The sequence below is a fragment of the Paenibacillus sp. J31R30 genome (assembly GCF_059692115.1).
In genome coordinates this window covers 132,700-154,346 of record NZ_JCAUAV010000008.1, presented here as the reverse complement: position 1 = coordinate 154,346, position 21,647 = coordinate 132,700, and the positions used below count along the sequence as shown (strand labels likewise).

26 protein-coding genes are annotated in these 21,647 nt (G+C 45.4%); 11 read left to right on the top strand and 15 right to left on the bottom strand.

All coding sequences use genetic code 11. From position 1 onward, the window contains the following. The first annotated feature begins 33 nt into the window (after positions 1 to 33). Positions 34 to 282: a hypothetical protein gene (locus AC58QO_RS23870; RefSeq protein ID WP_497269897.1), complete on the top strand. Its 249-nt coding sequence runs from the start codon at positions 34 to 36 to the stop codon at positions 280 to 282. On the opposite strand, the gene sda is transcribed toward AC58QO_RS23870, so the two are convergent. Beyond that, complete coding sequence (gene sda / locus AC58QO_RS23865; protein WP_310502381.1) at positions 279 to 434, bottom strand: sporulation histidine kinase inhibitor Sda; 156 nt, start codon at positions 432 to 434, stop codon at positions 279 to 281. The genes AC58QO_RS23870 and sda overlap by 4 nt on opposite strands. A 344-nt stretch (positions 435 to 778) precedes the next feature. On the opposite strand from sda, the gene AC58QO_RS23860 reads away from it, so the two are divergent. Further along, positions 779 to 940 carry a mechanosensitive ion channel protein MscL gene (locus AC58QO_RS23860; RefSeq protein ID WP_497269895.1) on the top strand — a complete coding sequence of 54 codons (162 nt, stop codon included), beginning with the start codon at positions 779 to 781 and terminating at the stop codon, positions 938 to 940. A gap of 55 nt (positions 941 to 995) precedes the next feature. Here the strand turns inward: AC58QO_RS23860 and AC58QO_RS23855 are convergent, their stop codons facing one another. Next, positions 996 to 1,676: a glycoside hydrolase family 73 protein gene (locus AC58QO_RS23855; protein WP_497269893.1), complete on the bottom strand. Its 681-nt coding sequence runs from the start codon at positions 1,674 to 1,676 to the stop codon at positions 996 to 998. Between the two features lie 212 nt (positions 1,677 to 1,888). Here AC58QO_RS23855 and AC58QO_RS23850 point away from each other — a divergent pair, with 212 nt between their 5' ends. Both AC58QO_RS23850 and AC58QO_RS23845 read left to right on the top strand, forming a co-directional pair. Next, positions 1,889 to 2,383 (top strand): DUF4183 domain-containing protein, encoded by a 495-nt coding sequence (locus AC58QO_RS23850; RefSeq protein ID WP_497269891.1) that lies wholly within the window; start codon positions 1,889 to 1,891, stop codon positions 2,381 to 2,383. Between the two features lie 93 nt (positions 2,384 to 2,476). Beyond that, the gene (locus AC58QO_RS23845) at positions 2,477 to 2,860 is read left to right on the top strand and encodes a DUF4183 domain-containing protein (RefSeq protein ID WP_497269889.1); all 384 of its coding nucleotides are present in this window, start codon (positions 2,477 to 2,479) and stop codon (positions 2,858 to 2,860) included. A gap of 140 nt (positions 2,861 to 3,000) precedes the next feature. Here AC58QO_RS23845 and AC58QO_RS23840 read toward each other — a convergent pair whose 3' ends face one another. Both AC58QO_RS23840 and AC58QO_RS23835 read right to left on the bottom strand, forming a co-directional pair. After that, positions 3,001 to 3,372 carry a HesB/IscA family protein gene (locus AC58QO_RS23840; protein WP_497269887.1) on the bottom strand — a complete coding sequence of 124 codons (372 nt, stop codon included), beginning with the start codon at positions 3,370 to 3,372 and terminating at the stop codon, positions 3,001 to 3,003. Positions 3,373 to 3,484: 112 nt separating this feature from the next. Beyond that, positions 3,485 to 3,652 carry a Spo0E family sporulation regulatory protein-aspartic acid phosphatase gene (locus tag AC58QO_RS23835; RefSeq protein ID WP_497270026.1) on the bottom strand — a complete coding sequence of 56 codons (168 nt, stop codon included), beginning with the start codon at positions 3,650 to 3,652 and terminating at the stop codon, positions 3,485 to 3,487. A 355-nt stretch (positions 3,653 to 4,007) separates the two neighbouring features. Between AC58QO_RS23835 and mqnE the strand changes: the two genes are divergently transcribed. Next, positions 4,008 to 5,114, top strand: a complete 1,107-nt coding sequence (mqnE, locus tag AC58QO_RS23830) for an aminofutalosine synthase MqnE (protein WP_497269885.1) — start codon at positions 4,008 to 4,010, stop codon at positions 5,112 to 5,114. 40 nt (positions 5,115 to 5,154) lie between these two features. Further along, positions 5,155 to 6,219 carry an NAD(P)/FAD-dependent oxidoreductase gene (locus AC58QO_RS23825; RefSeq protein WP_497270024.1) on the top strand — a complete coding sequence of 355 codons (1,065 nt, stop codon included), beginning with the start codon at positions 5,155 to 5,157 and terminating at the stop codon, positions 6,217 to 6,219. A 15-nt stretch (positions 6,220 to 6,234) separates the two neighbouring features. Here the strand turns inward: AC58QO_RS23825 and AC58QO_RS23820 are convergent, their stop codons facing one another. After that, a complete protein-coding gene (locus AC58QO_RS23820; RefSeq protein WP_497244355.1) occupies positions 6,235 to 6,489 on the bottom strand; it encodes a YuzB family protein in 255 nt (84 codons plus the stop codon). 97 nt (positions 6,490 to 6,586) lie between these two features. On the opposite strand from AC58QO_RS23820, the gene AC58QO_RS23815 reads away from it, so the two are divergent. Next, a complete protein-coding gene (locus tag AC58QO_RS23815) occupies positions 6,587 to 6,832 on the top strand; it encodes a NifU family protein (RefSeq protein WP_028558591.1) in 246 nt (81 codons plus the stop codon). A 367-nt stretch (positions 6,833 to 7,199) separates the two neighbouring features. Beyond that, on the top strand, positions 7,200 to 8,354 hold the full coding sequence (locus tag AC58QO_RS23810) for a sulfite reductase subunit alpha (RefSeq protein WP_497269883.1): 1,155 nt from the start codon (positions 7,200 to 7,202) through the stop codon (positions 8,352 to 8,354). Positions 8,355 to 8,433: 79 nt separating this feature from the next. Here the strand turns inward: AC58QO_RS23810 and AC58QO_RS23805 are convergent, their stop codons facing one another. From AC58QO_RS23805 to AC58QO_RS23780, 6 genes are all read right to left on the bottom strand, one after another. After that, positions 8,434 to 9,228, bottom strand: coding sequence for an SDR family oxidoreductase (locus tag AC58QO_RS23805; RefSeq protein ID WP_497269881.1), 795 nt, complete (start codon positions 9,226 to 9,228; stop codon positions 8,434 to 8,436). A gap of 6 nt (positions 9,229 to 9,234) precedes the next feature. After that, complete coding sequence (locus tag AC58QO_RS23800) at positions 9,235 to 9,942, bottom strand: Cthe_2314 family HEPN domain-containing protein (protein ID WP_497269879.1); 708 nt, start codon at positions 9,940 to 9,942, stop codon at positions 9,235 to 9,237. Positions 9,943 to 9,974: 32 nt separating this feature from the next. Then, positions 9,975 to 10,952, bottom strand: coding sequence for a DMT family transporter (locus AC58QO_RS23795; RefSeq protein WP_497269877.1), 978 nt, complete (start codon positions 10,950 to 10,952; stop codon positions 9,975 to 9,977). After that, positions 10,946 to 11,203 carry a hypothetical protein gene (locus AC58QO_RS23790; protein ID WP_497270040.1) on the bottom strand — a complete coding sequence of 86 codons (258 nt, stop codon included), beginning with the start codon at positions 11,201 to 11,203 and terminating at the stop codon, positions 10,946 to 10,948. Before AC58QO_RS23790 ends, AC58QO_RS23795 begins: the two co-directional genes overlap by 7 nt. Before the next feature lie 103 nt (positions 11,204 to 11,306). Continuing rightward, a complete protein-coding gene (locus AC58QO_RS23785; protein WP_497269875.1) occupies positions 11,307 to 12,206 on the bottom strand; it encodes a COX15/CtaA family protein in 900 nt (299 codons plus the stop codon). A 959-nt stretch (positions 12,207 to 13,165) separates the two neighbouring features. Further along, on the bottom strand, positions 13,166 to 13,522 hold the full coding sequence (locus AC58QO_RS23780; protein WP_497269873.1) for a thioredoxin family protein: 357 nt from the start codon (positions 13,520 to 13,522) through the stop codon (positions 13,166 to 13,168). Between the two features lie 162 nt (positions 13,523 to 13,684). Here AC58QO_RS23780 and AC58QO_RS23775 point away from each other — a divergent pair, with 162 nt between their 5' ends. The 3 genes from AC58QO_RS23775 to AC58QO_RS23765 all read left to right on the top strand — a co-directional run bounded on the left by AC58QO_RS23775 (position 13,685) and on the right by AC58QO_RS23765 (position 16,346). Next, positions 13,685 to 14,524 carry an SPFH domain-containing protein gene (locus tag AC58QO_RS23775; protein WP_497269871.1) on the top strand — a complete coding sequence of 280 codons (840 nt, stop codon included), beginning with the start codon at positions 13,685 to 13,687 and terminating at the stop codon, positions 14,522 to 14,524. Positions 14,525 to 14,536: 12 nt separating this feature from the next. Then, positions 14,537 to 14,728, top strand: coding sequence for a type II toxin-antitoxin system antitoxin (locus AC58QO_RS23770; protein WP_497269869.1), 192 nt, complete (start codon positions 14,537 to 14,539; stop codon positions 14,726 to 14,728). Between the two features lie 313 nt (positions 14,729 to 15,041). Continuing rightward, positions 15,042 to 16,346, top strand: a complete 1,305-nt coding sequence (locus AC58QO_RS23765) for a DUF2515 family protein (RefSeq protein WP_497269867.1) — start codon at positions 15,042 to 15,044, stop codon at positions 16,344 to 16,346. Between the two features lie 11 nt (positions 16,347 to 16,357). On the opposite strand, the gene AC58QO_RS23760 is transcribed toward AC58QO_RS23765, so the two are convergent. The 4 genes from AC58QO_RS23760 to asnB are packed head-to-tail and all read right to left on the bottom strand — an operon-like array spanning position 16,358 to position 21,278. Beyond that, a complete protein-coding gene (locus AC58QO_RS23760; protein WP_497269865.1) occupies positions 16,358 to 18,049 on the bottom strand; it encodes a putative polysaccharide biosynthesis protein in 1,692 nt (563 codons plus the stop codon). Positions 18,050 to 18,095: 46 nt separating this feature from the next. Further along, positions 18,096 to 18,575: a DUF456 domain-containing protein gene (locus AC58QO_RS23755; RefSeq protein WP_497269864.1), complete on the bottom strand. Its 480-nt coding sequence runs from the start codon at positions 18,573 to 18,575 to the stop codon at positions 18,096 to 18,098. Between the two features lie 46 nt (positions 18,576 to 18,621). Continuing rightward, a complete protein-coding gene (locus AC58QO_RS23750) occupies positions 18,622 to 19,359 on the bottom strand; it encodes a Cof-type HAD-IIB family hydrolase (RefSeq protein WP_497269863.1) in 738 nt (245 codons plus the stop codon). A 44-nt stretch (positions 19,360 to 19,403) separates the two neighbouring features. Then, positions 19,404 to 21,278, bottom strand: a complete 1,875-nt coding sequence (gene asnB, locus AC58QO_RS23745; protein WP_497269861.1) for an asparagine synthase (glutamine-hydrolyzing) — start codon at positions 21,276 to 21,278, stop codon at positions 19,404 to 19,406. Positions 21,279 to 21,647 lie beyond the last annotated feature (369 nt).

Here is a 21,647-nt window from a genome sequence, read left to right as displayed (position 1 = left end):
ATACCTAATCTACGGATTAGGAGGAATACCCCTTTGTCTTCTATATGTCCAGTTTGTAATGGCCTGCAAGAATTGCAAACCAACTGTCCTGTATGCTCGCAGCGTATGTGTGACCATGGTAAGCTGAGTGACTTGCTCGGTCCCTATTCGCCTTACGAGATGAACGACATGTCTTCGACAAACGAGGATGGCGGCGATCACCAGGATCAGTGCCTTCATCTCTTGAATTGTCCCGATTGCCATTCCAGCTATACCCTGCAAATACCTGCTGGTGAGCTTTAATTAAGTGGTGTCTCGTCCTTAACTAGCACAGATAGCTTTAACTTACGTCGCTGAATTTCTGCGAGCAAAAGTTCAAGAAAATCGGATTCTAATCTTAAATCTAGTGCTTTGTAATAAGAGTCGATCAACGTCTCATCGCTAATTTGTCTCACTGAAATCACCCATATTCTATAATTTAAACATATAGTATCATGGGGTTTTTAATAGAACAAGCGTTCCGTTATCCACAGTTAACTGTGCATATCCTGTGGGTAAATTGTTAATATGTACCATAAAGGCAGGGTTTGTATAGGGGGATAATGTGCATAACCTTATACACATCCAAAACTTCCCAAATGCTGATAAAAAAAATTGATCGCTTTTTTAGGCATTTTTCACGTTCTCTTAACATAACCTTCATCTTTTTCACAAAATCGAAAAGAAATTTTAATCGTCACTTAATAATCATCGTCTACAATAAGACTAGAAAGACAATCCTAAAGGAGAGCTGACTAGTATGATCGTATACGATATCGTTTTAAATGGCGTAGTCAAAGAAACTATTAAACCACGTAAGAACCGTTTGAAAGAGATTTATGCTTACATGCAAGAGCAAACGAAGCTTATGCAAGCCAAATATGGTGAAAACGTAAGAATTAAAGGCCGAATCGTGTACTAAGTAATCCATACCACTCTCGGCCTACTCCTCTTCAGTCCCCACTACTTCACCACAATTAAATAATCCCTTTCCGATGTAAAACAGTCAATAGTCGATAGAAATCATAACTCCCTCTCTCAGGGGTGTCGATGAGTCCCGCCTTTACCGCCGCATCAATGCCTGGTTTGGCCCAAGCCGGTATGACGGTAAGTGCCGACTGCTCCTCGAGCGATTGAACTTTTTTCGTTAACTCTGCGATTTGTTCCTGTAGTTTCTCTAGCATCCGTATGACCTCCCCATCAAAGAAAGTTAACCCTTCTGTTGCTATAATCGCATTTAATTTACTCGCATAGGCAGGGTCAGTTGCGTATCCACTGTTCTGTAAAGCTGCTGTCTGAGCCTGTGGACTACTCGCTGACCGTACTGTCGTATAACGAGTTATTTGGAATAGCAGATCTTGATCACGAAATCCATCCTCGATGGAGGCATAGGCACGAAAATCCCCAATGACATTAGTTACCTGCTCACCCTTGATGAATTCCCAAGTTCTTGCTGACACACGATCTCCCTGCCAGTAAGGCGTCAGCACGCCACTTCCTACTTTGTACCCCACTATATTGTTCCACACATTCAATTGACCACCAGTCTCCAGCAACGCTTGGGCAATTCGGACCGATGGGAAAATCGGTGAGCCTTCCAATCGAAGCTTCACAGCAATCGGTGCAATGAGTTCGATGAAATCCTTCCTAGAAGCCATATAACGCCCTCCCCCTCTAGCAACTACACGTACTAGCTGTATAACTTATAGTATTCCATAAATTGGTAGTAAGAGACGGCTAGTAGAGGGTGATACAGTGGATATTCAGACGAATTAATAATTGTACAAGTCTCGGGTGTTTGTCCATTTCTTCAACTAAATTAGAAGCATATACTAATCCAATGTAATCGTGGTTAGGGGAGGTGACCTATATGCCCCAAATAATTATAAAAATATACTGCGAGAAAATTAGGAAACCTAGCCGCACACGTGCTAAACACACAAAAAATGTGTGTCCTAAGAGAAGAACCCGCAGAAAAAAAAATAAAGCCTTAAAGACCTGCTATTTGGTAAAACGAATAAAAATAAAATCTTCCTACGATTTTCCCACACAACCCTCAATTAGCATTAGACCTAGTGTAAAAAGATACTTTTTTGTTACCACCGAAACTATCCAATTAACAGACGAAACCGTTATTTTTTCCAATCAGTTTGTCGATGATAGCGGCGAAACCATCGAAGAATTTTCCGATTTCGGTAAAGAAGGTTATTTCAATCTTTTTGTCAATGCTGTATTGCAAGAAGGCGAGATGTATCAGGTGAATCCTCAAGCATTAACGCTTGCTGCAACAGGACAACATATTTCGGAAGGAACTCCTATTATTATTGAATCTGTTGGATTTACCACGAAATTAGTATTTAAATAGTTATATAAACCGGAAGTTTCACCCTGCCTCTTCCTATTCTCTCGAATATATTGATATGGAAGTATACATCAGTATAAAAGGAGGTTTATGAATATGGCACTTCAACTTATGAAGTTACTAGTTACAGCAACAAGCACAATAAGTACGGTTCCAACTCCACAAAAATTTTTCTATGTAACAACTGCTCCAACGGCGCCCGGTGCAACATTAGATATTGATACGGCTGATTTTTTCACCGATGCCGGCGCAGCTGCTACTACCCTCCCTCCATTAGCAGCAAGTAATAGTATGTATAATGTTTACATTAACGGCGTGTTACAAATGCAGACTATATCTGCCTATACTCCTGGTGCTACAGGCGTTGGAAGTCTTGCGATCACTGTACCTGCAGGTACAGAATCTATCCTAACTGGAACGCCGATCGTTTTAGAAGTAGTAAACTTTGTACCAACTTCTAACACAACAGTTACTACCTAATTTTAACTATATCTATTAAAATGACCGAAAAGCCTTCACCTAAAAAATAGATGAAGGCTTTTTTTATTTTAATCAAAAAGAAAACCTCCCATTCTTGTGTATGAACATCTACACAAGCTTGGAAGGTTCGTTATCCGTTATTATGCTTCAACCTTATCGTCGCAAGGTTCTGGTGTTCCTTCATAATCCGCTGGTTTGAAGGAAGATCCACATCCACAAGATGCTACTGCATTCGGGTTGTTAATCGTGAAACCGCCACCCATGCCTTTGTCTTCAAAGTCGATTTGGACGCCGTATAAATACTTCGCGCTTTCCTCGTCTACAACGACCTTCAAGCCGTGAATGGTAAATTCTTTATCGTCAGACTTTTGATCATCGTCAAAGCCCATTCCATAAGAAAAGCCGCTACAGCCACCAGCTTTCACGCCTAAGCGCAAGAATAGCTTAGTTGATTCTTCAGAAGCCAAAAGCTCTTTAATCTTATCACTTGCTGATTCACTTATGTTAATCATAATGGAAATCCCTCCTTGGTTTTTCCCTACATATGAAGGAAACCTGGCATTGGTATACATAGTGCTTGCTTTAAGTATACTCCTAATCCATTCGATGCTCAAGGGCAGCTGTTCACTGTTTAGGACGTCTTATGGCATAATACTGCAATAGTAGCTGGTCTAGATCTCGACTGCACTTCTGCACGTCAGGATGTAGGAAACCATAGGAGGTTCCCAAACTAACCATTTTACCTCGAAGCTGTTCTATTTTGATATGAAGTCGTTCCTGCGGTTCGGTCACGAATAATGGTAGCACGATTATTATCACCTTTAGCCCTTACGTAATCACATTGCAATAGTATACAGGAATTTGTTAATATTGGGAATAACATTTTGCCATTTTAACTGAAAAAAAACATGGCATGGATAAGATTGTCGATTTATCTTCAACGTTCGGATGTTGCCCCTCTTCTGTAGGAGGTTTATAATAAAAGGGATGGATAGCTTGTCTCGTTATAAAACAAGGTGTGAATTCCTTAACCGAACTGGTTGACAGGTACGCGAGCAACTCACACCACCTAACGCACCTGGTCTTAGCTTCTGGCTGCGTCGTTTCATTATGCGGTTTAATATATTTTCATAGGAGGCATGGGAGCATGAGTATTACGACTACTGACCCGGTCAAACGGATGGCTGAGATTGCTGACAAGGTTGAGAACGGTGAACGTCTAACCATGGAAGATGGCCTATTCTTATATGAATCCGACGATCTTCTAACCATTGGTCAATTAGCAAATAAAGTGAATACGCGATTAAACGGGAACAAGGTGTATTTTGTACAAAATATGAGCTTGTATTTCACGAATGTGTGTGAAGAACATTGTTCTTTTTGCCATTTCCGCCGCGATGAAGGTGAAGAAGGTTCTTATACCCTAACACCGGATCAAATGTTAGATTATATTGCTGAGAATTTTAACCCGGAAATTAAAGAGTTCCATATCTCACAAGGGCATAACCCCCACCTGCCTTTCGAGTATTATGTCGATTGCATTCGCCGATTGAAGACGGCCTATCCGGACGTCACGATTAAAGCTCATACGGCTGCAGAAATCGAGTTTTTCTCTCGTATTAGCGGTTTAAGCTACCGTGATGTGCTCAAAACGTTAATGGATGCTGGACTTTCCACGCTTCCTGGTGGCGGCGCAGAAATTCTGACTGAACGATACCGCGCCAAAATGAAGGTTGAAAAAGCATCCACGGAAGAATGGCTGGATGTTCACCGTCAAGCACATTTACTTGGCATGAAAACACATGCAACGATGCTCTACGGTTCTATTGAAACGAAGGAAGAACGAATTCGCCATATGATGCTCCTGCGCGAGCTGCAAGACGAAACTGGCGGTTTCCTTGTCTTCATTCCAAATTCTGTACAGCCCGCATCTAAGAATGCAGGTCTTAAACGACGCGTTCCGGCTTGGGACGAGCTCAAAACGATTGCGATCAGCCGCTTAATGCTGGATAACTTCCCGCATATCAAAGCTTATTTTATTAATATCGGAACCAAACTTACACAGCTATCCTTTACGTTCGGTGCATCCGATGCACATGGTACGATCGTGAAAGAAAAAATTTCACATGCAGCTGGTGCGCTTTCTCCTGAAGGTCTTACACGTGACGAGCTCGTATGGCTCATTCAAGGTGCTGGCCGCGTCGCGGTTGAACGCGACACCTTTTATAATGAAATCAAAGTGTATGAGAGATAATAGAGAATAGATCATCGTTCAGAAGGGATATTGGTTGGCTATGAAAAAGTTTGTCATTCTTGGAGGAGGCTATGGCGGTCTGACCGTAGCTTTAAACTTGCTCGAAAAGGATCTACCAGACGACACAGAACTTATTATGATTGATCGCAGTCCATTTCAAGGCCTCAAGACCGAATATTACGCACTCGCTTCCGGTACTATTGCTGAAACGCATATTCGCGTTGCCTATCCCGATGATTCGCGACTACAACTTGTATATGGGGAAGTGTCTGACGTTGATCTCGGGAAAAAACAAATCAATTTCCATGACAAAGAACCAATCTCCTATGACTGGCTAGTCATTGGACTTGGTTGTGTGGATAGCTATCATGGCATTGCAGGCGCTCAGGAGTTTTCTTCCAGCATCCAAACGCTGGCTCAAACTCGTGCCACTTATCAGAAAATTAACAACATCTCCCCTTATGGGCAAGTGTCCATTATTGGCGGAGGGCTAAGCGGTGTGGAAATGGCTTCTGAACTTCGCGAAAGTCGCCCTGACCTGAATATCCGATTAATTGACCGGGGACCAAGCTTGCTTTCTGCTTTCCCAACGAATCTTCAGCAGTACGTACGTGAATGGATGATTGAGCATCATATCGAGCTGCGACCACAAGTAACTCTAGTTCGACTAGACGGCGGCGATCTGTACAATCAGGAAGAAATTATTCGCACGGATGCTACAATTTGGACGGCCGGGATTCAGCCTACGCCAATTGTCGAAGCTTTGAATGTACCAAAAGATCGTCAGGGACGTATTCTATTAAATGAATACCATCAAATTCCTGACTTTGAAGACGTATTCGTTGTAGGTGACTGTGCGTCATTGCCTTTCTCGCCAAGCGCTCAAGCAGCACAAGCGCAAGGCAAGCAAATTGCTGAAGCGATTCAAGCGATTTGGAAAGGCGATACTCCGCGTCTTGGCAAAATCAAGCTGCGAGGCACGCTCGGTTCACTTGGTAAAAAGAGCGGCTTCGGCATCATGGGTAAACGTACGTTAATGACAGGAAAAATTGCGCGTATGCTGAAAAGCGGCGTGCTCTGGAAATCCAAACGCCACTTCGGTTAGGATTCCGATATTTGCTTATTCACTAAGCAAGTCGTACATGGCTTCTATCTCTTTTATTTTCTCTAAAATGCGAATGTGGAGGCTCTCCGCGCTTTCTGCGGCTATGATTTCGCCGTTGACTAGCGCGTAAGGCTCCATGTAACACTGACCGCAGTTGCCGAGACAGCCGTACTCCATGACGTCAAATTCCGGATTTTGTTCTAGGTCTTTCATCACTTTATCTGTGCCTGTGTGCATATTGCTGGCACAAAATTCAATAATTGGTCTCATTGATTAATTCCACCCCATGTTGATAGTTTCAGGCCCACAAACCATTTTCATTTAAAGCGTATTGTACTATAATAGATAAAGAAAGGAGATGAATCAAATGACAGAAAAAACCAAAGAAGCGATTTACGATGAAGTTCTTGAGGTTTTAGATAAACTTCGTCCTTTCCTGCAACGCGATGGCGGTGACGTCGATCTAGTTGATGTGGAAGACGGAATCGTTAAGCTGAAACTTATGGGTGCCTGCGGTAGCTGCCCAAGCTCAACCATCACATTGAAAGCTGGTATTGAGCGTGCATTGGTTGAAGAGGTAGAGGGCATCACAGAAGTCGTACAGGTATTCTAATTACGACTATATCATGAGATAAACTTTTATCGAAGTCTTTCGAGGAAGAATGACCGCGTTTAGAAGTTGTTTATATCGAGCTAAGCGTTTTTATGCGCTTAGCTCTTTGTCATTTAACGATAGAATCTGTGTCGATGGTTAGTGAACAATAAAATAACAATGAGGGGCTCCATTGCTGGGGCCCCTTTCATATTGGCTTTAAACTAACAAATAGGCTTGTGGAATGAACATTTGGCCTCTATTTAAGACAAATTGTTTAATTTTTTCGAATAAGTTAAAAATTCATAATATGGTCAATTAAAAAACGTTTCTAAGTTGAGCGGCATGTGATATTCTAAATAAAAAATAATTTCTGGAGTGAAGAGAAATGCAAGTTACTGATGTCGAAAAAGTACCGTCCTTGTTTTCCAGAACAAACCCTTTTCAAGCGAAAGTATTGAAAAATATCAATTTAAACGGGGAAGGCTCCAGCAAAGAAACACACCATATTGAACTTTCGCTCGAAGGCTCTGGCCTGTCCTATGTGCCTGGCGATTGCTTAGGCGTAGTTCCTGATAACGATCCTGAGTTGGTTGCTTCTATCCTTGAGACTATGAAATGGGATCCAGACACGGCGGTTGTCATTAATAAACAGAACGAAACGCTCCCGCTCCAAGAAGCGCTTTTGAAGCATTTCGAGCTTACGCTGTTGTCCAGGAAAATCGTTCAGCAAGCAGCTGAATTTTCCGATAATGAAGCGTTGAAGCAGCTTGTTGCGGATGCGGAGCAGCTGAAGGCTTATACGGACGGCCGCGATGTGCTTGACTTACTAAGTGAATTTGGACCTTGGAAAGCTACTGCGCACGAAATCGTCGCTTTACTAAGAAAAATGCCGCCACGTTTATATTCCATTGCAAGCAGCTTTGCAGCCAATCCGGGGGAAGTTCACCTTACGATCGGCGCAGTTCGCTACATGGCGCACGGCCGCGAGCGCAAAGGCGTATGTTCCGTGATGTGCGCAGAGCGCCTGAACGATGGAGATACCGTTCCGGTCTTTGTTCAAGTAAACAAACATTTTAACCTGCCGGAGTCTTCGGAGCAGGATATCATCATGGTAGGTCCTGGAACAGGTATCGCACCATTCCGTTCCTTCATTCAAGAGCGTGCGGTGAGCAAAGCGACAGGCAAAGCATGGCTGTTCTTTGGCGACCAGCGTTCCGCGACAGATTACCTGTATCAGGAGGAACTGGAGCAATATCAACAGGCGGGAGCACTGACCAAAATCGACGTAGCCTTCTCCCGCGATTCGGCGCAGAAAGTGTATGTGCAGAATAAAATGCAAGAGAATAGCCAAGAGCTGTTCGCATGGTTAGAACGCGGAGCTTACTTCTACGTATGCGGCGATAAACAAAACATGGCGAAGGATGTTCACAACACCCTGATTGACATTATTGAAAAAGAAGGCAAGTTGAGCCGCGAAGAAGCTGAAGCGTATTTGAATGGCTTGCAAGAGCAAGGACGTTACCAACGCGACGTTTATTAATTGGAATTAGTAAGAGGGTGTCCCACAAGTCATGAAAATGACTGTGGGGCACCCTCTTCTGTTTAGGCTGTGCGGCGACTTATTCTGTCTTCCGTTGTTTGAGAACCGGCAAGGGCTGGATCGGATCAAGCGCACCGGAGATGTCCATAATATTGCCTGTTATAAAATCAGAGTTTGGCGAGCAGAGGAAATCAATGACGCGCGCCACATCCTCCCCTGTTCCCGGCCTTCCCACCGGCGTTTCGCCATCCACTTCTAATCGCGCTTCTTCCATCGTACGTTCTTTGTTTTTCCCGCGAATATCACCTGGACAAATCATATTTACCGTGATGCCATGCGCGGCTTCTTCCTCGGCTAATGTTTTGGTAAAGGAGACTAATCCTACCTTCGCGGCCGCGTAAGCAGCACGATGCGTCCAACCTCTTGCTTCAGCAGCTTTGCCGAAGCCGAAATGGATAATGCGTCCCCAGCGATTCGCTCTCATCATCGGCAGTACGAGATGATCAAGCTCCATCACTCCGAGCAGATTTCCCCGCATTAAGTAATCAATTTCATCCATGCTATAGTCAGCGAAAAAGCGACGTTCACGTACAAATGGCCCCGCATTGTTCACAAGTATATCTATCGTTCCCAGCTTTGAGACGGTTTCATCAACCATTCGGAGGATATCCTCGCGTTTGGCTACATCACCTTGCACGGCGATACTGCGAACACCCATTTCAGTTAATTGATGAACGAGTTCATTCGCTTCCTTCTCACTTGTTACATAATTGATAGCGACCTGACAGCCCTTCTTGGCTAAGGTCAATGCCGTCATTTTGCCCAAACCCTTGGCACTGCCTGTAACTAGCACTGTTCGACCTCTTAATGGCATGGTCCCCTACCCCTTTGTCACATATGCCGTAATGTAAGTAAATGCTATTGTTAAGGTTCGGCAAACCATGTCAAATCCCTGCTGCAAATCGGATAAATTCATCTTCACATTCTCAATATGAATACGCTCGCCAAGCATCGGTTCTTTCTGCAAAAGATCATCCAGCATCTCTGCATTAATATAATGGATTTCCATGTTGCGTAAGTTACGCAGTCGATCTAATGGCGCTTTATACTCCATTTTGAGGGTATACAGCTGCAGCTCTAACGAGCCATGAATATGCTTCTCATGCATATAACGGAGCACGGTGAAATACGAAAATCGCGATTTCAATGTCTCTGTTTTTAACCCAAAGAGATCATTCATGAAGGTTCCTAGCTTATCTAAAATGGAAAATAAACGGATGAACGCATTTTTGTAGAAATAGACAAATCGTTGATAAGCCTCTGTTTCTTGCGGATTCATTTCCTCCAGATAAGCTTTCACAATACGCTCGCCATACCGCTCACAGCAATATTTGCTCTGTTCTAGCTCATCTAACGCATCAATAAAGCCCTTACTCCAAATCGCTTGACGATGGAAGATCGAATACTTCGTGGATAGGTAACTCTGCTCTGTTTCGATGTGTTTCATATAGGCTCTTACCGCATTTCCTGCTTCCAGCAGGAGTCCGCTGTCGATACGTTTCGGCTCATTAAATAACACACGCAGCATAAGATCACCTTCCTTTTCACATCATGCTCTGATCACCTTGTTACTTTTGAAAATGAATTGGACATTGTCGCAGGCATGGGTGATCTCTTGGCCTCAGATGTTCGATCACGCTGTACGAAATACATCGCGGCCAATACACCAGCGCCACCCAGATACTGACTCATCGAGATCGATTCACCGAGGAGAAAGAAGCCTCCTAGCGCAGCTGTAACCGGGAGTAAGTAACCATATGCGGATGATTTGAAAGGTCCTAGCTTGGCCAAGCTCCAATTGTGTAAGGAGAAACCAACCGCTGTTGCCAGCAACGAAGTATAAATTAAGCTCATCCACCCCGTCTGAGAGATGGCGGCGAAGTAGGCACCATCTGCCCGCAATAGCACGAACGGAAGTAAGGCTAAGGCACCCGCTGTCATTTCAAATGAGATTAAGATCGGAAGTGGATATTTCTTCACTAATCGATTCATTCCAATCAGATAAATGGCACCCATGAAGCTGCGCATCAGCAGCAGGATATCGCCTCGAAGTGTTTCATTGCCCAAATGAAAGCCTTCGGCTCCCCCTGAGACAATGAGAATTACACTCCCAAGCGCTAGCGGGATCCCAATTAAGATTCGCCATGACACCCTCACCTGGCCTGCAATGACGGCAATGAGCACCGTAATAACGGGCATAAAGCCTCGCCCAAGCACGGCACCATTCGCAGTGTTGGAGAACTGCAAGGCATACTGCAGCAGAGCTTCCATCCCTACGGCATTGAGGATCCCTAACCCACAAATGACCAGCAGATCTCGACCCGCAATATGAAATCGAAGCGACCGTTTACGATAATAAAAGTAAGTATAGACCCACAAGATTGGAATCATACTCGCGAAGCGTAGACCATTGAAGACGAGACTGTCCCATTCTCTGCCCCCAATTTTGAGAGAAGCCAAATTAATCCCCCACAGCAGGTACACAAGAACAAATCCAAGATGTGGATAGAGGGATCGCAATCGTCCCGCGCTCAACACGCGAAGTATTCCTTCCATCTGCGGTCAACGAGCTCTACGATATCTTCGCGTGGGAACAGCTCATCAGGATAGCCAGGCTTCATCCGAGCATCAATCACAATCGGAACTTCATAAGCAATATGATGACGATTCACACTAGACTGCGCGTACATATCGCTTGCGACAAGGATGACCATTGGCCATTGTTTCAGTCGGCTAGCATTTTCGCTGCCCCAAATTTCAAGAAACGCTCGTAAATTCGTTGGAACCATTGGAACTTCCACCTTTACCTGCGAGATATATTGCCATTCATTCGAGAGGATGAAAAAGGAAATGGCCTTCCGTCAGAAGGCCTTCTTGTGCCGCAGGCAGCTGCTAGGCTTTGCGGTCATATAGGGTAAGCACACACAAATAGCATAAGAATCCAAACATACAAGCCACAATAATGGCATGAATCATGCCTGTAAATAAATAAGCGACTTCATTCCCTAAGGACCAGGTTACCACAGCGCCGCTAATTACCTGAAGTGACACGAGAATGAGGGACCATTTGCTCCCAAACCAAAGCTTGTCTGTAGGTTGATAGTAGCGTCGCGCTTGTAGATACAGGAATAGGATACAGACAAACAGCAGCAAGGCAGCAATTCGGTGGGTAAACACAATCCCAGTTGCACCGCTGAGCTCTGGAATGACTTCGCCATTACATAACGGCCAGCCCGAGCAGCCACCTGAAGATACGGTATGTCGCACGAATGCTCCTAAATAAACAACGATGTAGCTGTAAATAGCGGTAAACCAGACGATCACTTTGAAGCTAGTGTGAATCTGCGTTGTCCGCACAAATTGTCCCCATGGCGTAAACACAAGAGCAAGCAACAAGGAAAAAGCAAAAGCAAGTAAGGATAATCCGAAATGAAGTGCCAAAACAAGGGAAGATTGCGGCCAAACTACGGCCAAAGCACCCATGGCTGCTTGAATGAGCGTCATTACCACGGTTGCTGTGATAAAGAATTTAGCATCTTTACGTTTCACATAACGAAAAACTAAGAAGAACGTTGCTACAAGAATAAGCGTTACAACACCTACAACTAAGCGATGACTGTACTCGATAAAAGAAGAAATGGTATGCGCCGGAATGAATTTACCATGACACAACGGCCATTCATCTCCGCAGCCTCGACCTGCGTCAGCCTTGGTTACTAAGGCACCCATAGCAAGAATAAGAAACATGCCGATGGCGGATAAATTAGCTAATCTTTGGATCCATTTTTGCATGATTGCACCTACTTTATGTCATATCTTCTGAGGATCTGTCGAATACTGTTGTTCCGCTTTCAATTATAGCTGTAATATGAAGGCATTTCCATTCGCAAATGTTACAAAGCTCCGAAACCACAGGGAATCAGCTATTTGCTGATTGCTTAGATCCCCAACACATGGAAAAAACATTATAGTGTGTGCAGTACGGAAGCATTTATTCGGTACGTGGGCCGGGAAATGAAAATATCTGGCACGAGTTACTCGATTTCTTCGACTTACTCAGAATGGATGGCTCCGATTCTAGAGACTGTCGATTAATGAATTAGTGAAATTTCATACAAATGGTCGATTTCAGAGGCGGTTGTCCCCACTTACATAGTTGCGGTCATATACGAATTCCAAATAAGGGTCTGCCATAACGCTATTTGGTCCACATTCATGTTCTACGAAAAAAAATAGCGTTACGAAATAACGCTATTTCGATCAAAACGAGCCGAATCCGGCCATTTAGGCCGAAATAGCGCTATGTGATAACGCTATTCTTCCGAACTCTCTACCAGACGAGCAAATAAGATGTTTTCATAACGCTAATTTTGCGAAATAGCCTCTGCTCTATGTCATGGAAGCGAGAAGTCAACTGGAGTTGCAGAAGTTCCAGGTTGTTTTTCTATATTTCAATGGTTGCATCAGGGATAGAGTTAATCGACAGTCTCTTTTATCGAAATAATCTCACTGTCCGTGTCATTAAAACGTGATTAGTCCTAAAAATCCGAACTATATCGTCCGAAACAACCCGTAAACAAGGAAAATGGTTAGATAGTTCGGCAGTCTGACTATCCGTTCTTTTTTTGAAAGTAATCCTCGTTTAATTCGGTTATATCGGACTAACGCTGATCGGGGGATGAGCTAGAGCGTGATGTAATAAAAAAACACCGCCATCGGATTTCATCCGACGACGGTGTCCATAGGCCAATCTACTTGACTAGCGCGTTCGATACTTCCAGCGCACGATCAAGGAATTGCTCAATTTCTTCACGCGTTTTACGCAGCTTGCTGACGAAGCGAACAAGCTCTTGGCCGCTGCGGAAAGCGATAAAGCTCGGAATACCTAATATGTTCAATTGCTCACATAGATCCGGGAATTCATCGCGATCAAGTTCGATGAACGTGAGACGCCCTTCGTAGGCTTGTTCAACTGCAGGCATAAAGGGATCAATATAGTGGCAATCCTTACACCATGTGGTTTTGAAAATGGCAATCGTCACGCCATCTTGTGAAATTTGCTCTTGAAACTGTTGTTCCGTTGAAACTTTACGCATGGATGGAGACACCTCTTCACTTCTGGAATTTACTCTCTTATAGCATGCGTGAAAATGAGTGTCAAGTATCGTATCGTTTTATGTATTTCTCCTTTTTTAATTTTACAATTAAAGTAAAAAGTGATATCATATAAATATCAAAGTAATATTTCAGCAAAGGGAGGCAATACATGCATGAAAGAAATTAAAGCGGGGTCATTCAATGGCTTTATTGGCTTACTCTTATTTTTCGCCGCTCTTGGGCTAGGCATTTACAGTTTCACACAACAGAACTTTCTGATTGGGGCTATTTTAATCGTAGTTAGCATTATCTCCCTAACGTCATTTACTGTTGTTCAGCCGAATCAAGCCACGGTCATTACTTTTTTCGGGAGCTATTTAGGGACGATTCGCAAAAGCGGTATCTGGCTCGTTATTCCCTTTTCTTCACACAAGAAAATATCACTGCGTGTTCGCAATTTTAACAGTGTCAAATTAAAGGTGAATGATATCGATGGGAATCCGATTGAAATTGCTGCTGTGATCGTGTTTAAAGTCGTTGATACGTATAAAGCCTTGTTTGATGTAGATAGTTATGAGAAATTCGTTGAAATTCAAAGTGAGACTGCTCTTCGCCATGTAGCCAGCAAACATCCTTATGACCGCTACGAAACGGAAGGCTATTCGCTAAGAGGCAATTCCGATGAGGTTGCGGCTGAGCTCAGTACAGAGCTTCAACATCGTCTTTCCGTCGCAGGTGTTGAAGTGATTGAGTCCCGTCTGACTCATCTGGCATACTCCACCGAGATTGCCAGTGCGATGCTGCAGCGCCAGCAAGCCTCTGCCATTTTATCCGCACGTTCCATAATTGTAGAAGGAGCCGTTGGCATGGTTCAAATGGCTGTTGAGCAATTAGAAGCCAATGGTGTGCAGCTTGACGAGGAGCGTAAAGCTGCCATGATTAACAATCTGCTCGTGGCGATTGTATCTGATCGTTCAGCGTCTCCGGTCATTAATACCGGATCGTTGTACTAACGGAGCTATGTTATGGCTCCCAAGAAAAACTTCCCGCTTCGATTAGATCCGAAGCTGCACCAAGCTCTTGAGCAGTGGGCTGAGGACGAATTCCGAAGTGTTAACGGACACATTGAATATCTACTACGCGAAGCGCTCCTCCGTTCAGGAAGGCTCTCCAAATCTGTTGCCGCACAGCGAACGAACGAAGATTTGGACAAATAACGAAAACCATCTTACATGGCATCCGCCTGTAAGATGGTTTTTGCATTTTCTTACGTTGTAACCGTAATCGTTGGCGCAGTAATGACTTGTCTCCATCTGACATCACATAGTAAAAAAGTTTTCGATACATATTTAGCTTAAAAAATTTCACCTTTAATTGGATATTAGACTCGGTGCTTCTCCCCATTTATATAGAAAAACTGTCGCTGATCAATCATTTTCCGCTATCAACACATTTATTCCAACCATTTGACATACCCCTAAGCTAACATGCAAATAATAGAAAGAAGGATTTCGCTCTAGTAAGGAGGCCATGATGAGAGTAAATCTTCCACCCGATAACGAGGACGATAAGGGACTTTATTACAAAATCAGAGGACTTCCTGGCGCAATTGTTCAACTTGTTAAACAGCAAACCGCGAAGTTAACAAGCTCTTCGGAACCAGTTCACGGATTGCCTATGCGAATCGAGATCTCCCCCACAGCGATTGCAAGAATAGCAAAGGGGCTCGATCAACAGCTAGCTTTACAGCAAGGCGGTGTCATTCCTCCTTCTCCTACCGCTCTCGAACTACAAATTCTTCAACAGATCATCGCCAAAACCAAGTCGAATAATCGCAATAATGTGACACGCACACAAGCTTATTGGGCTTGCTATCGCGACTTCCCTGAGCTTCATTGGGCATTGTTAGCTCACATGGTATCCCGCAATGGGGGGTGGTGTATGACGGATTTACGCGGGGAACTGCTGCCTCACTTAATGAGCAATAAATCCACAGATCACTTATTTTCCTTTCTGGAACGCGCGAATGCCCTTATCTTCCAAGATGCATATCCGCAAATGCTGCTGTATGCCGAAAGTAAACGGAGGAAAGTCAGTTTATTTCATCTTCTCCCTTATTTGCACATTTCCGCTTGGATGCTCCCGATCTGGCAGGATTTCTGGCATTTCCAAGATACCGCGCTGCTTACCCTAGGGCTAATTGTCAATGAGCAGAGCTACGTTGAAGAACGTATTGTGCACAATCCTATTTATCGACAAACCGTATTAGACACGCCGCTATTCAAAACACAGGCTTGGCTGCAGTTAAATCAGGTTGGATTCCCTTTTCGATCCACTTCGACGGATGCACCCTTGCCTCAACTTCGTCTTGCTGGTCTTATTCTTGAAAATTTCAAGAATCTCACTGAACGCATTGAATTCGGCAAAACCTTGTATGCGATTCTCTTCGGAGTGCCAAGCATGCTGCAAGGTGTCCTTGCTTTTGCGTCTTCAACTCCTCATACGGCATCACGCTCAGATTACTGGCCGCATCTATTCGCGCCCATACGAAAAACCCCTCCTGATCTTAAATATCAGGAGAGGCTCGATGGCTACAGCCTTAAGAAAGGAGCAGCGCCGTTCTATAGTCCACCTCTTCGCTCAGCGTGGCCAGATCGGCCGCTAGCGCCAGTAGAACGAGGTGATTGGTTTACTAGTGTGGAGGAACCATTAAAGCATATGCGTTCCATTTCCGTTCCGGATGCTTACGACTTGACACAAGATATGTGTCTTGGGCTCAGCAAGATTGAATTAGCTGTCGTTGGCGCTCAGGCGATTAAGAAATTCATCCCCTAAAGCCATTATTACTAAGAACGTTTCAACACACGACTCACTCTCGCAATGATCTTCTGTACAGGTGAAGGAAAGCTTGTCACATCATCCTTCGTCACCACGCGAGTTACCATGAGCATAAGCGGGTACAATGCCACTGTAAATCCGCAAATCAACACCGCTTGGATACCTTGATTCAAGCGGAACCAAGGAGTTGGCAGCACATACGTGTGCGTCAGCCATTCCGCTGCAAAGCCAAGTACGCTGATGACAAGGATCGTCACAATGAGCCCGACGAAGCGACGTCCTAGAATCGTGAACGCTATTTCCTTGCGAAGGGAACGTAAGTTCAGCCACGACATGGCGATGAAGCATAGCCCCGTTGAGATGATGATGCCATAGATGCCGAACAACTGCCCCAGCACGAAGCTGCCAAGCAGCTTGATAGCGATGCCGACAGCTACATGGACCATCAATGGCTTCATCCGCCCCATGCCCATGAGAACCGCTCCTGAGGTCTGCATCACGATCTGGAACATGGCACCAGCTGTCAGCAAGGAAATCATGGCAGGTCCATGCGCAATTCCGTAGGCGGAGTCCTCAAGACCAAATAGGAAGAAATCGAGCGGTCTAGCTGCAATGCTGATCATGAGTACGGCAGGAAGACCTGAAAGAATAGCTAGCTGCATCACACGTGTCGTCTGCTGTCCGACCTGCTTCAAATCCTTCCGCGAATAAGCAGCCGAAATAATAGGCACAACTGATTGACTCAACGCGATGGCCAAAATAATAGGAATCCCCGCAAGCGATTGTGCACGCCCACCGATAATCCCCACTAAGCCTAGGGCTTCAATGGCACCTATAGAATCTTCAAGCAAGGGGATAATCATCGAGGTATCGATGGCGTACACAAGCGTAACCGTGACTGAGAAAACGACGATTGGGATCGAAAGCTTCAGCAAGCTTCGATAAATATCCCGGTATCTGAACATTTCCACAGGTAGATCTGCTGTCCGAGCTGCCCCGACCTGCTCTGCCGCGGCTTGCGAAGCGGCTGCGGCAGAGCAGGTCGGGGCATCATTTCGCTTGAGCTTCCGCGCATAATACAACATCACGGCAAGTGCGGCAACACCCCCAGCTACACCTCCAAAGGAAGCGCCTGCTACACCCCAGCCAAGTGAGATATTGAGCAAAAAATATGCCAGAGCAATCGACGTGATCAATCGGAATATTTGTTCCACAACTTGCGAAATCCCGTTCGGCATCATATGCTGTCTGCCTTGGAAGTAACCCCGCATGATGGCGATCAGCGGGAAGAACAGCATCGCAGGTGCGATCGCTCTTGTCGCTAATGTAGCATCGGGTCCACCGTGCGAAATATTTTCCGCATAAATGGGTGCGAAGACATACAACAGTACCGTCATTCCGACCCCAGCAATGACGGCGAACCAAATCGCAGCCCGATAAATTCTTCGCGCTTCCTGCGGTCGACCGATCGCGTTCTTCTCGGCAACCATTTTACTTAATGCACTCGGAATACCCGCTGTTGCGATAACGAGCAGAATCGAATATAGATTAAAAGCAATGGAATAACTGCCCATTCCCTTCTCGTGAAGCAGATGCACCAGCGGTATACGCTGGAAAACGCCGAGAAACCGCGCTACAAGCGCGGCCACGGTGAGAATGAGCGTCCCTTTTACAAGGGAATCTTTGGTTACCTTCGTCAAGTCCGTTCCTTCTCTCTCTTACAGTTTTCGTACGACCTTCTATACCTCAAAAGACCCAGAGGAAGAAAATGATAATCATGCCAAGCTGCAATACGATTTTCACCACAGAGCTGGCAAAAAAACCAAGCACTGACCCAATTCCTGTACGTACTGCATTTTGCCAAGATGATCCGGCAATTAATTCACCCACTACAGCACCAATGAATGGGCCCAAGATGATCCCAAATGCTGGGATCACGAACGGACCAATAATCAGTCCAATCGTGCTGCCCCAGACTGCCGCTTTGGAGCCACCGAACTTTTTAACACCTAACGCACTTACCGCATAATCCGCCACGATAATAATAATGACAACCAGGGTTTGAATCAACCAGAACCAGAAGCCGAAGGGCTCCCAGCTGATCAGCCAACCGTAAACGAAAAAAGCAGCATAAATGGCCAGTACGCCTGGTAATATCGGATACACAGCACCGACCATGCCAACGACAAATAAAAGAATAACGACAAACCAACCTAAGGTAATCATGCTCGCTCTTCCTCCATCCAAATGAGAATGTGAAGCTTAACTTTCATTAGGCGAGCATGTAGGTACGAATGACTTCTGCGACAGCATGCTCATTGTTGGTTACAGTCGTGACATCAGCGATTCGCTTAACTTCATCCTGCGCGTTCCCCATGGCTACTCCGAGACCAGCTTCGCGTATCATGGCGATATCGTTCTCGCTGTCTCCCATAGCAATAACCTCGGACATCGAGATACCCAGAAGGTCACACACCGCTTCAACACCCGTTGCTTTACTAATGCCTAGCGGATTCAGCTCTAGGTTAGACGGATGCGAATTGGTGATTTCAAGTGTCCCCCAGCTTGACACCACCTCACGAATTCGTTGCAATTTTGCGGCATTCTCAGTGAAGTAGCCGAATTTAAGCCATTCATGCTGATCGATATCTAATCCTTCACTTTCACGGTTGAACACACCTTGTACCGAATACGCCCACCACCAGCAGTCATTATCCACCGCAAGCTTATGCAACTCGCGTATGGTTTCCAGGGGGACTAGGGTTCGTTTCAACAGCTTATCTGGCGAGGCCCATACTTCACTGCCGTTTACCACAACAAGGGGCGTTGCAAGCCCCAGCTCTTTAATGTAGGGCATTGCACTTATGGCACCGCGACCCGTGGACATGATTACGACTTTCCCTTGTGAAGTGGCTTCGCGAATCGCCGCTTGATTCTCAGCAGATATTTGTTTGTCCTCGTTCAACAATGTCCCATCCATGTCGAGCGCGATTAATTTATAGTTTCCCACAACTCGTCAACTCCTGTCTCTATGCCGTCATTTGTCTTGTCGACCTAGTAAGCAGTAAGTACTTTCTTAGGCAGCTCTTCCATAAATGTTTTGTGCCATAGCGCAAAGATATAGAGGGTCCACAAGCGTCTTGCATAATCGCCTTGACCAATACGATGCTTATGCAGCATTTTCTCCACCGCTGCAATATTAATATAATCTTCGATCCCGCTGGATTTAATTTGCTCCATAACCATATCGCCCATGGCGCCTTTCATCCAATCACGGAGTGGTACTGGGAAGCCCAGCTTCGGACGGTTCAGAATTGGATCTGGAATGATTCCTTCCATCGCTTTACGGAAAATGTACTTCGTTGTGCCGTTCGCAATACGATACTTCGCTGGAATGCGGCGAGCCACTTCGAACAGCTCTTTATCTAGGAAGGGAACACGCAGCTCTAGAGAGTGCGCCATCGTCATTTTGTCCGCTTTCATCAAAATATCGCCAGGCATCCACAAATTCATGTCGATGTATTGCATCCGGCTTACCGGATCCAAATGCTTCGTTTTGTTATAGTAATCGCCGGCAATTTGCACAGGATTCTTGTAGACGCGCAGCATCTCGCTATCGAGACGGAGCACTTCCGCTTTCATATCCTCGGAGAAGATTTTGGCGTTCCCGAGGAAGCGTTCTTCCAGCGGAGTCGTCCCCCGCAACACATAGTTGCGACCCTTCACTCCGCTTGGCAGTATGCGTGCGAAGCGGTTCAGCATGCGCTTCACCGATGGCGGCAGCTGATCCAGCGGCTTGAGCGACTGCGGCTCGCGATAGATGCGGTAGCCGCCGAACAGCTCGTCCGCGCCTTCGCCGGACAGCACAACCGTCACGTGCTCGCGCGCAAGCTGCGCCACGTGGTAGAGCGCGATGGCCGAAGGATCGGCGACAGGCTCGTCCTGGTGCCAGATCGCCTTCGGCAGGGTTGCAAAGAAATCATCCTGCGTGATGATTTTGTCGTAGTGATCTGTACCGAGCGTCGCAGCGGTCTGAGCGGCAATCGGCGTCTCGTTGTTGGCGCCTTCGAAGCCAACAGAGAACGTGCGGATCGGTTCAATATTCCGCATATGCGTTGCAATTGCCGTCGAGTCGATCCCGCTCGACAAGAAGCATCCGCGCTCCACGTCACTGACCATGTGGAGCTTAACGGACTCTTTTAACCCCTCACGGATTTCCTCCACATAATAATCGAATGGCTTCTCTTCCGGTTCAAACATCGGATCCCAATACTTATGTAGGGTCATTTTGCCGTCGAAAGTGATTGTAACCGAATGCGCAGGCGGCAGCTTATAGATGCCTTCGAACATGGTATTCGGCTCGGGCACATATTGAAAGGTCAAATAATTCAGCAAGCTGTCCGTATGGATCAACCGATTCATGCCTTCCGCCGCAAGCAAGCTCTTAATTTCGGAGCCGAACAAAAATTGACGGTCACTCACATGATAGTAAAACGGCTTAATGCCGAAGTGGTCTCTCGCGCCGAACAGCTGCTTTTTCTTACGATCCCAGATGACAAAACCGAACATCCCGCGCATGTGCTTCACGCAATCCTCGCCGAATTCTTCATACAGATGGACGATGACCTCTGTGTCACTCTGCGTACGGAAAATATGACCGCGCTCCTTCAACATCGTGCGTAATTCTTTGTAGTTATAAATTTCACCGTTGAAAATAATCCACACGGTTTCATCTTCATTCGTTAATGGCTGATGGCCCTCTTTGATATCGATAATGGACAATCGTCTAAAGCCCAAACCAATCCGATTCTCTGTCCAGAAGCCGACATCATTTGGCCCTCGGTGCACAATCAAATCTGTCATTTGCTGAAGCATCGCCTCAGTTGGTTCTCTATCTTCAAAATACATTACACCCGCAATACCACACATGGTGAGACTCACTCCTCCGTACTCTCATCATTCTTTCTCTTAGACAACCGATATATTAGTATACCATATCAGCCCGTCATTCTGGAAATACCATGAGTGTACGAGAATCACAGTATCCTATAGAAAAATGATGGAAATGAGAAGTCGTTTTAAAGAAGCAGATAACCGGCTTTTTTTCATGAGGTTCGACCACCTTTCCTTCGCGCACAAAAGTTTACCTGAGGCAACATTTAGGGTGAAGAAGATTTCTCCCCCTTGAGATAGGATATGCTGCCGTCTAGTAACTGGTGATTCCAGCTAAAAATAGGACAAGATTCGCTGTGGATTTTATTTCTGGTGCTTAATCGCACATAAAAAAAGAGCTTGCCG

Excerpts from the sequence above, each read along its gene's own strand:
- AC58QO_RS23815 (WP_028558591.1), top strand. The coding sequence starts at position 6,587 with ATGACAGAAAAAACCAAAGAAGCGATTTACGATGAAGTTCTTGAGGTT.
- AC58QO_RS23765 (WP_497269867.1), top strand. The coding sequence starts at position 15,042 with ATGATGAGAGTAAATCTTCCACCCGATAACGAGGACGATAAGGGACTT.
- AC58QO_RS23855 (WP_497269893.1), bottom strand. The coding sequence starts at position 1,676 with ATGGCTTCTAGGAAGGATTTCATCGAACTCATTGCACCGATTGCTGTG.
- AC58QO_RS23845 (WP_497269889.1), top strand. The coding sequence starts at position 2,477 with ATGGCACTTCAACTTATGAAGTTACTAGTTACAGCAACAAGCACAATA.
- AC58QO_RS23840 (WP_497269887.1), bottom strand. The coding sequence starts at position 3,372 with ATGATTAACATAAGTGAATCAGCAAGTGATAAGATTAAAGAGCTTTTG.
- AC58QO_RS23770 (WP_497269869.1), top strand. The coding sequence starts at position 14,537 with ATGGCTCCCAAGAAAAACTTCCCGCTTCGATTAGATCCGAAGCTGCAC.
- AC58QO_RS23800 (WP_497269879.1), bottom strand. The coding sequence starts at position 9,942 with ATGCTGCGTGTGTTATTTAATGAGCCGAAACGTATCGACAGCGGACTC.
- asnB (WP_497269861.1), bottom strand. The coding sequence starts at position 21,278 with ATGTGTGGTATTGCGGGTGTAATGTATTTTGAAGATAGAGAACCAACT.
- AC58QO_RS23820 (WP_497244355.1), bottom strand. The coding sequence starts at position 6,489 with ATGAGACCAATTATTGAATTTTGTGCCAGCAATATGCACACAGGCACA.
- AC58QO_RS23755 (WP_497269864.1), bottom strand. The coding sequence starts at position 18,575 with ATGATTACCTTAGGTTGGTTTGTCGTTATTCTTTTATTTGTCGTTGGC.
- AC58QO_RS23775 (WP_497269871.1), top strand. The coding sequence starts at position 13,685 with ATGAAAGAAATTAAAGCGGGGTCATTCAATGGCTTTATTGGCTTACTC.
- AC58QO_RS23860 (WP_497269895.1), top strand. The coding sequence starts at position 779 with ATGATCGTATACGATATCGTTTTAAATGGCGTAGTCAAAGAAACTATT.
- AC58QO_RS23785 (WP_497269875.1), bottom strand. The coding sequence starts at position 12,206 with ATGCAAAAATGGATCCAAAGATTAGCTAATTTATCCGCCATCGGCATG.
- AC58QO_RS23790 (WP_497270040.1), bottom strand. The coding sequence starts at position 11,203 with ATGGTTCCAACGAATTTACGAGCGTTTCTTGAAATTTGGGGCAGCGAA.
- AC58QO_RS23810 (WP_497269883.1), top strand. The coding sequence starts at position 7,200 with ATGCAAGTTACTGATGTCGAAAAAGTACCGTCCTTGTTTTCCAGAACA.
- mqnE (WP_497269885.1), top strand. The coding sequence starts at position 4,008 with ATGAGTATTACGACTACTGACCCGGTCAAACGGATGGCTGAGATTGCT.
- AC58QO_RS23825 (WP_497270024.1), top strand. The coding sequence starts at position 5,155 with ATGAAAAAGTTTGTCATTCTTGGAGGAGGCTATGGCGGTCTGACCGTA.
- AC58QO_RS23850 (WP_497269891.1), top strand. The coding sequence starts at position 1,889 with ATGCCCCAAATAATTATAAAAATATACTGCGAGAAAATTAGGAAACCT.
- AC58QO_RS23805 (WP_497269881.1), bottom strand. The coding sequence starts at position 9,228 with ATGCCATTAAGAGGTCGAACAGTGCTAGTTACAGGCAGTGCCAAGGGT.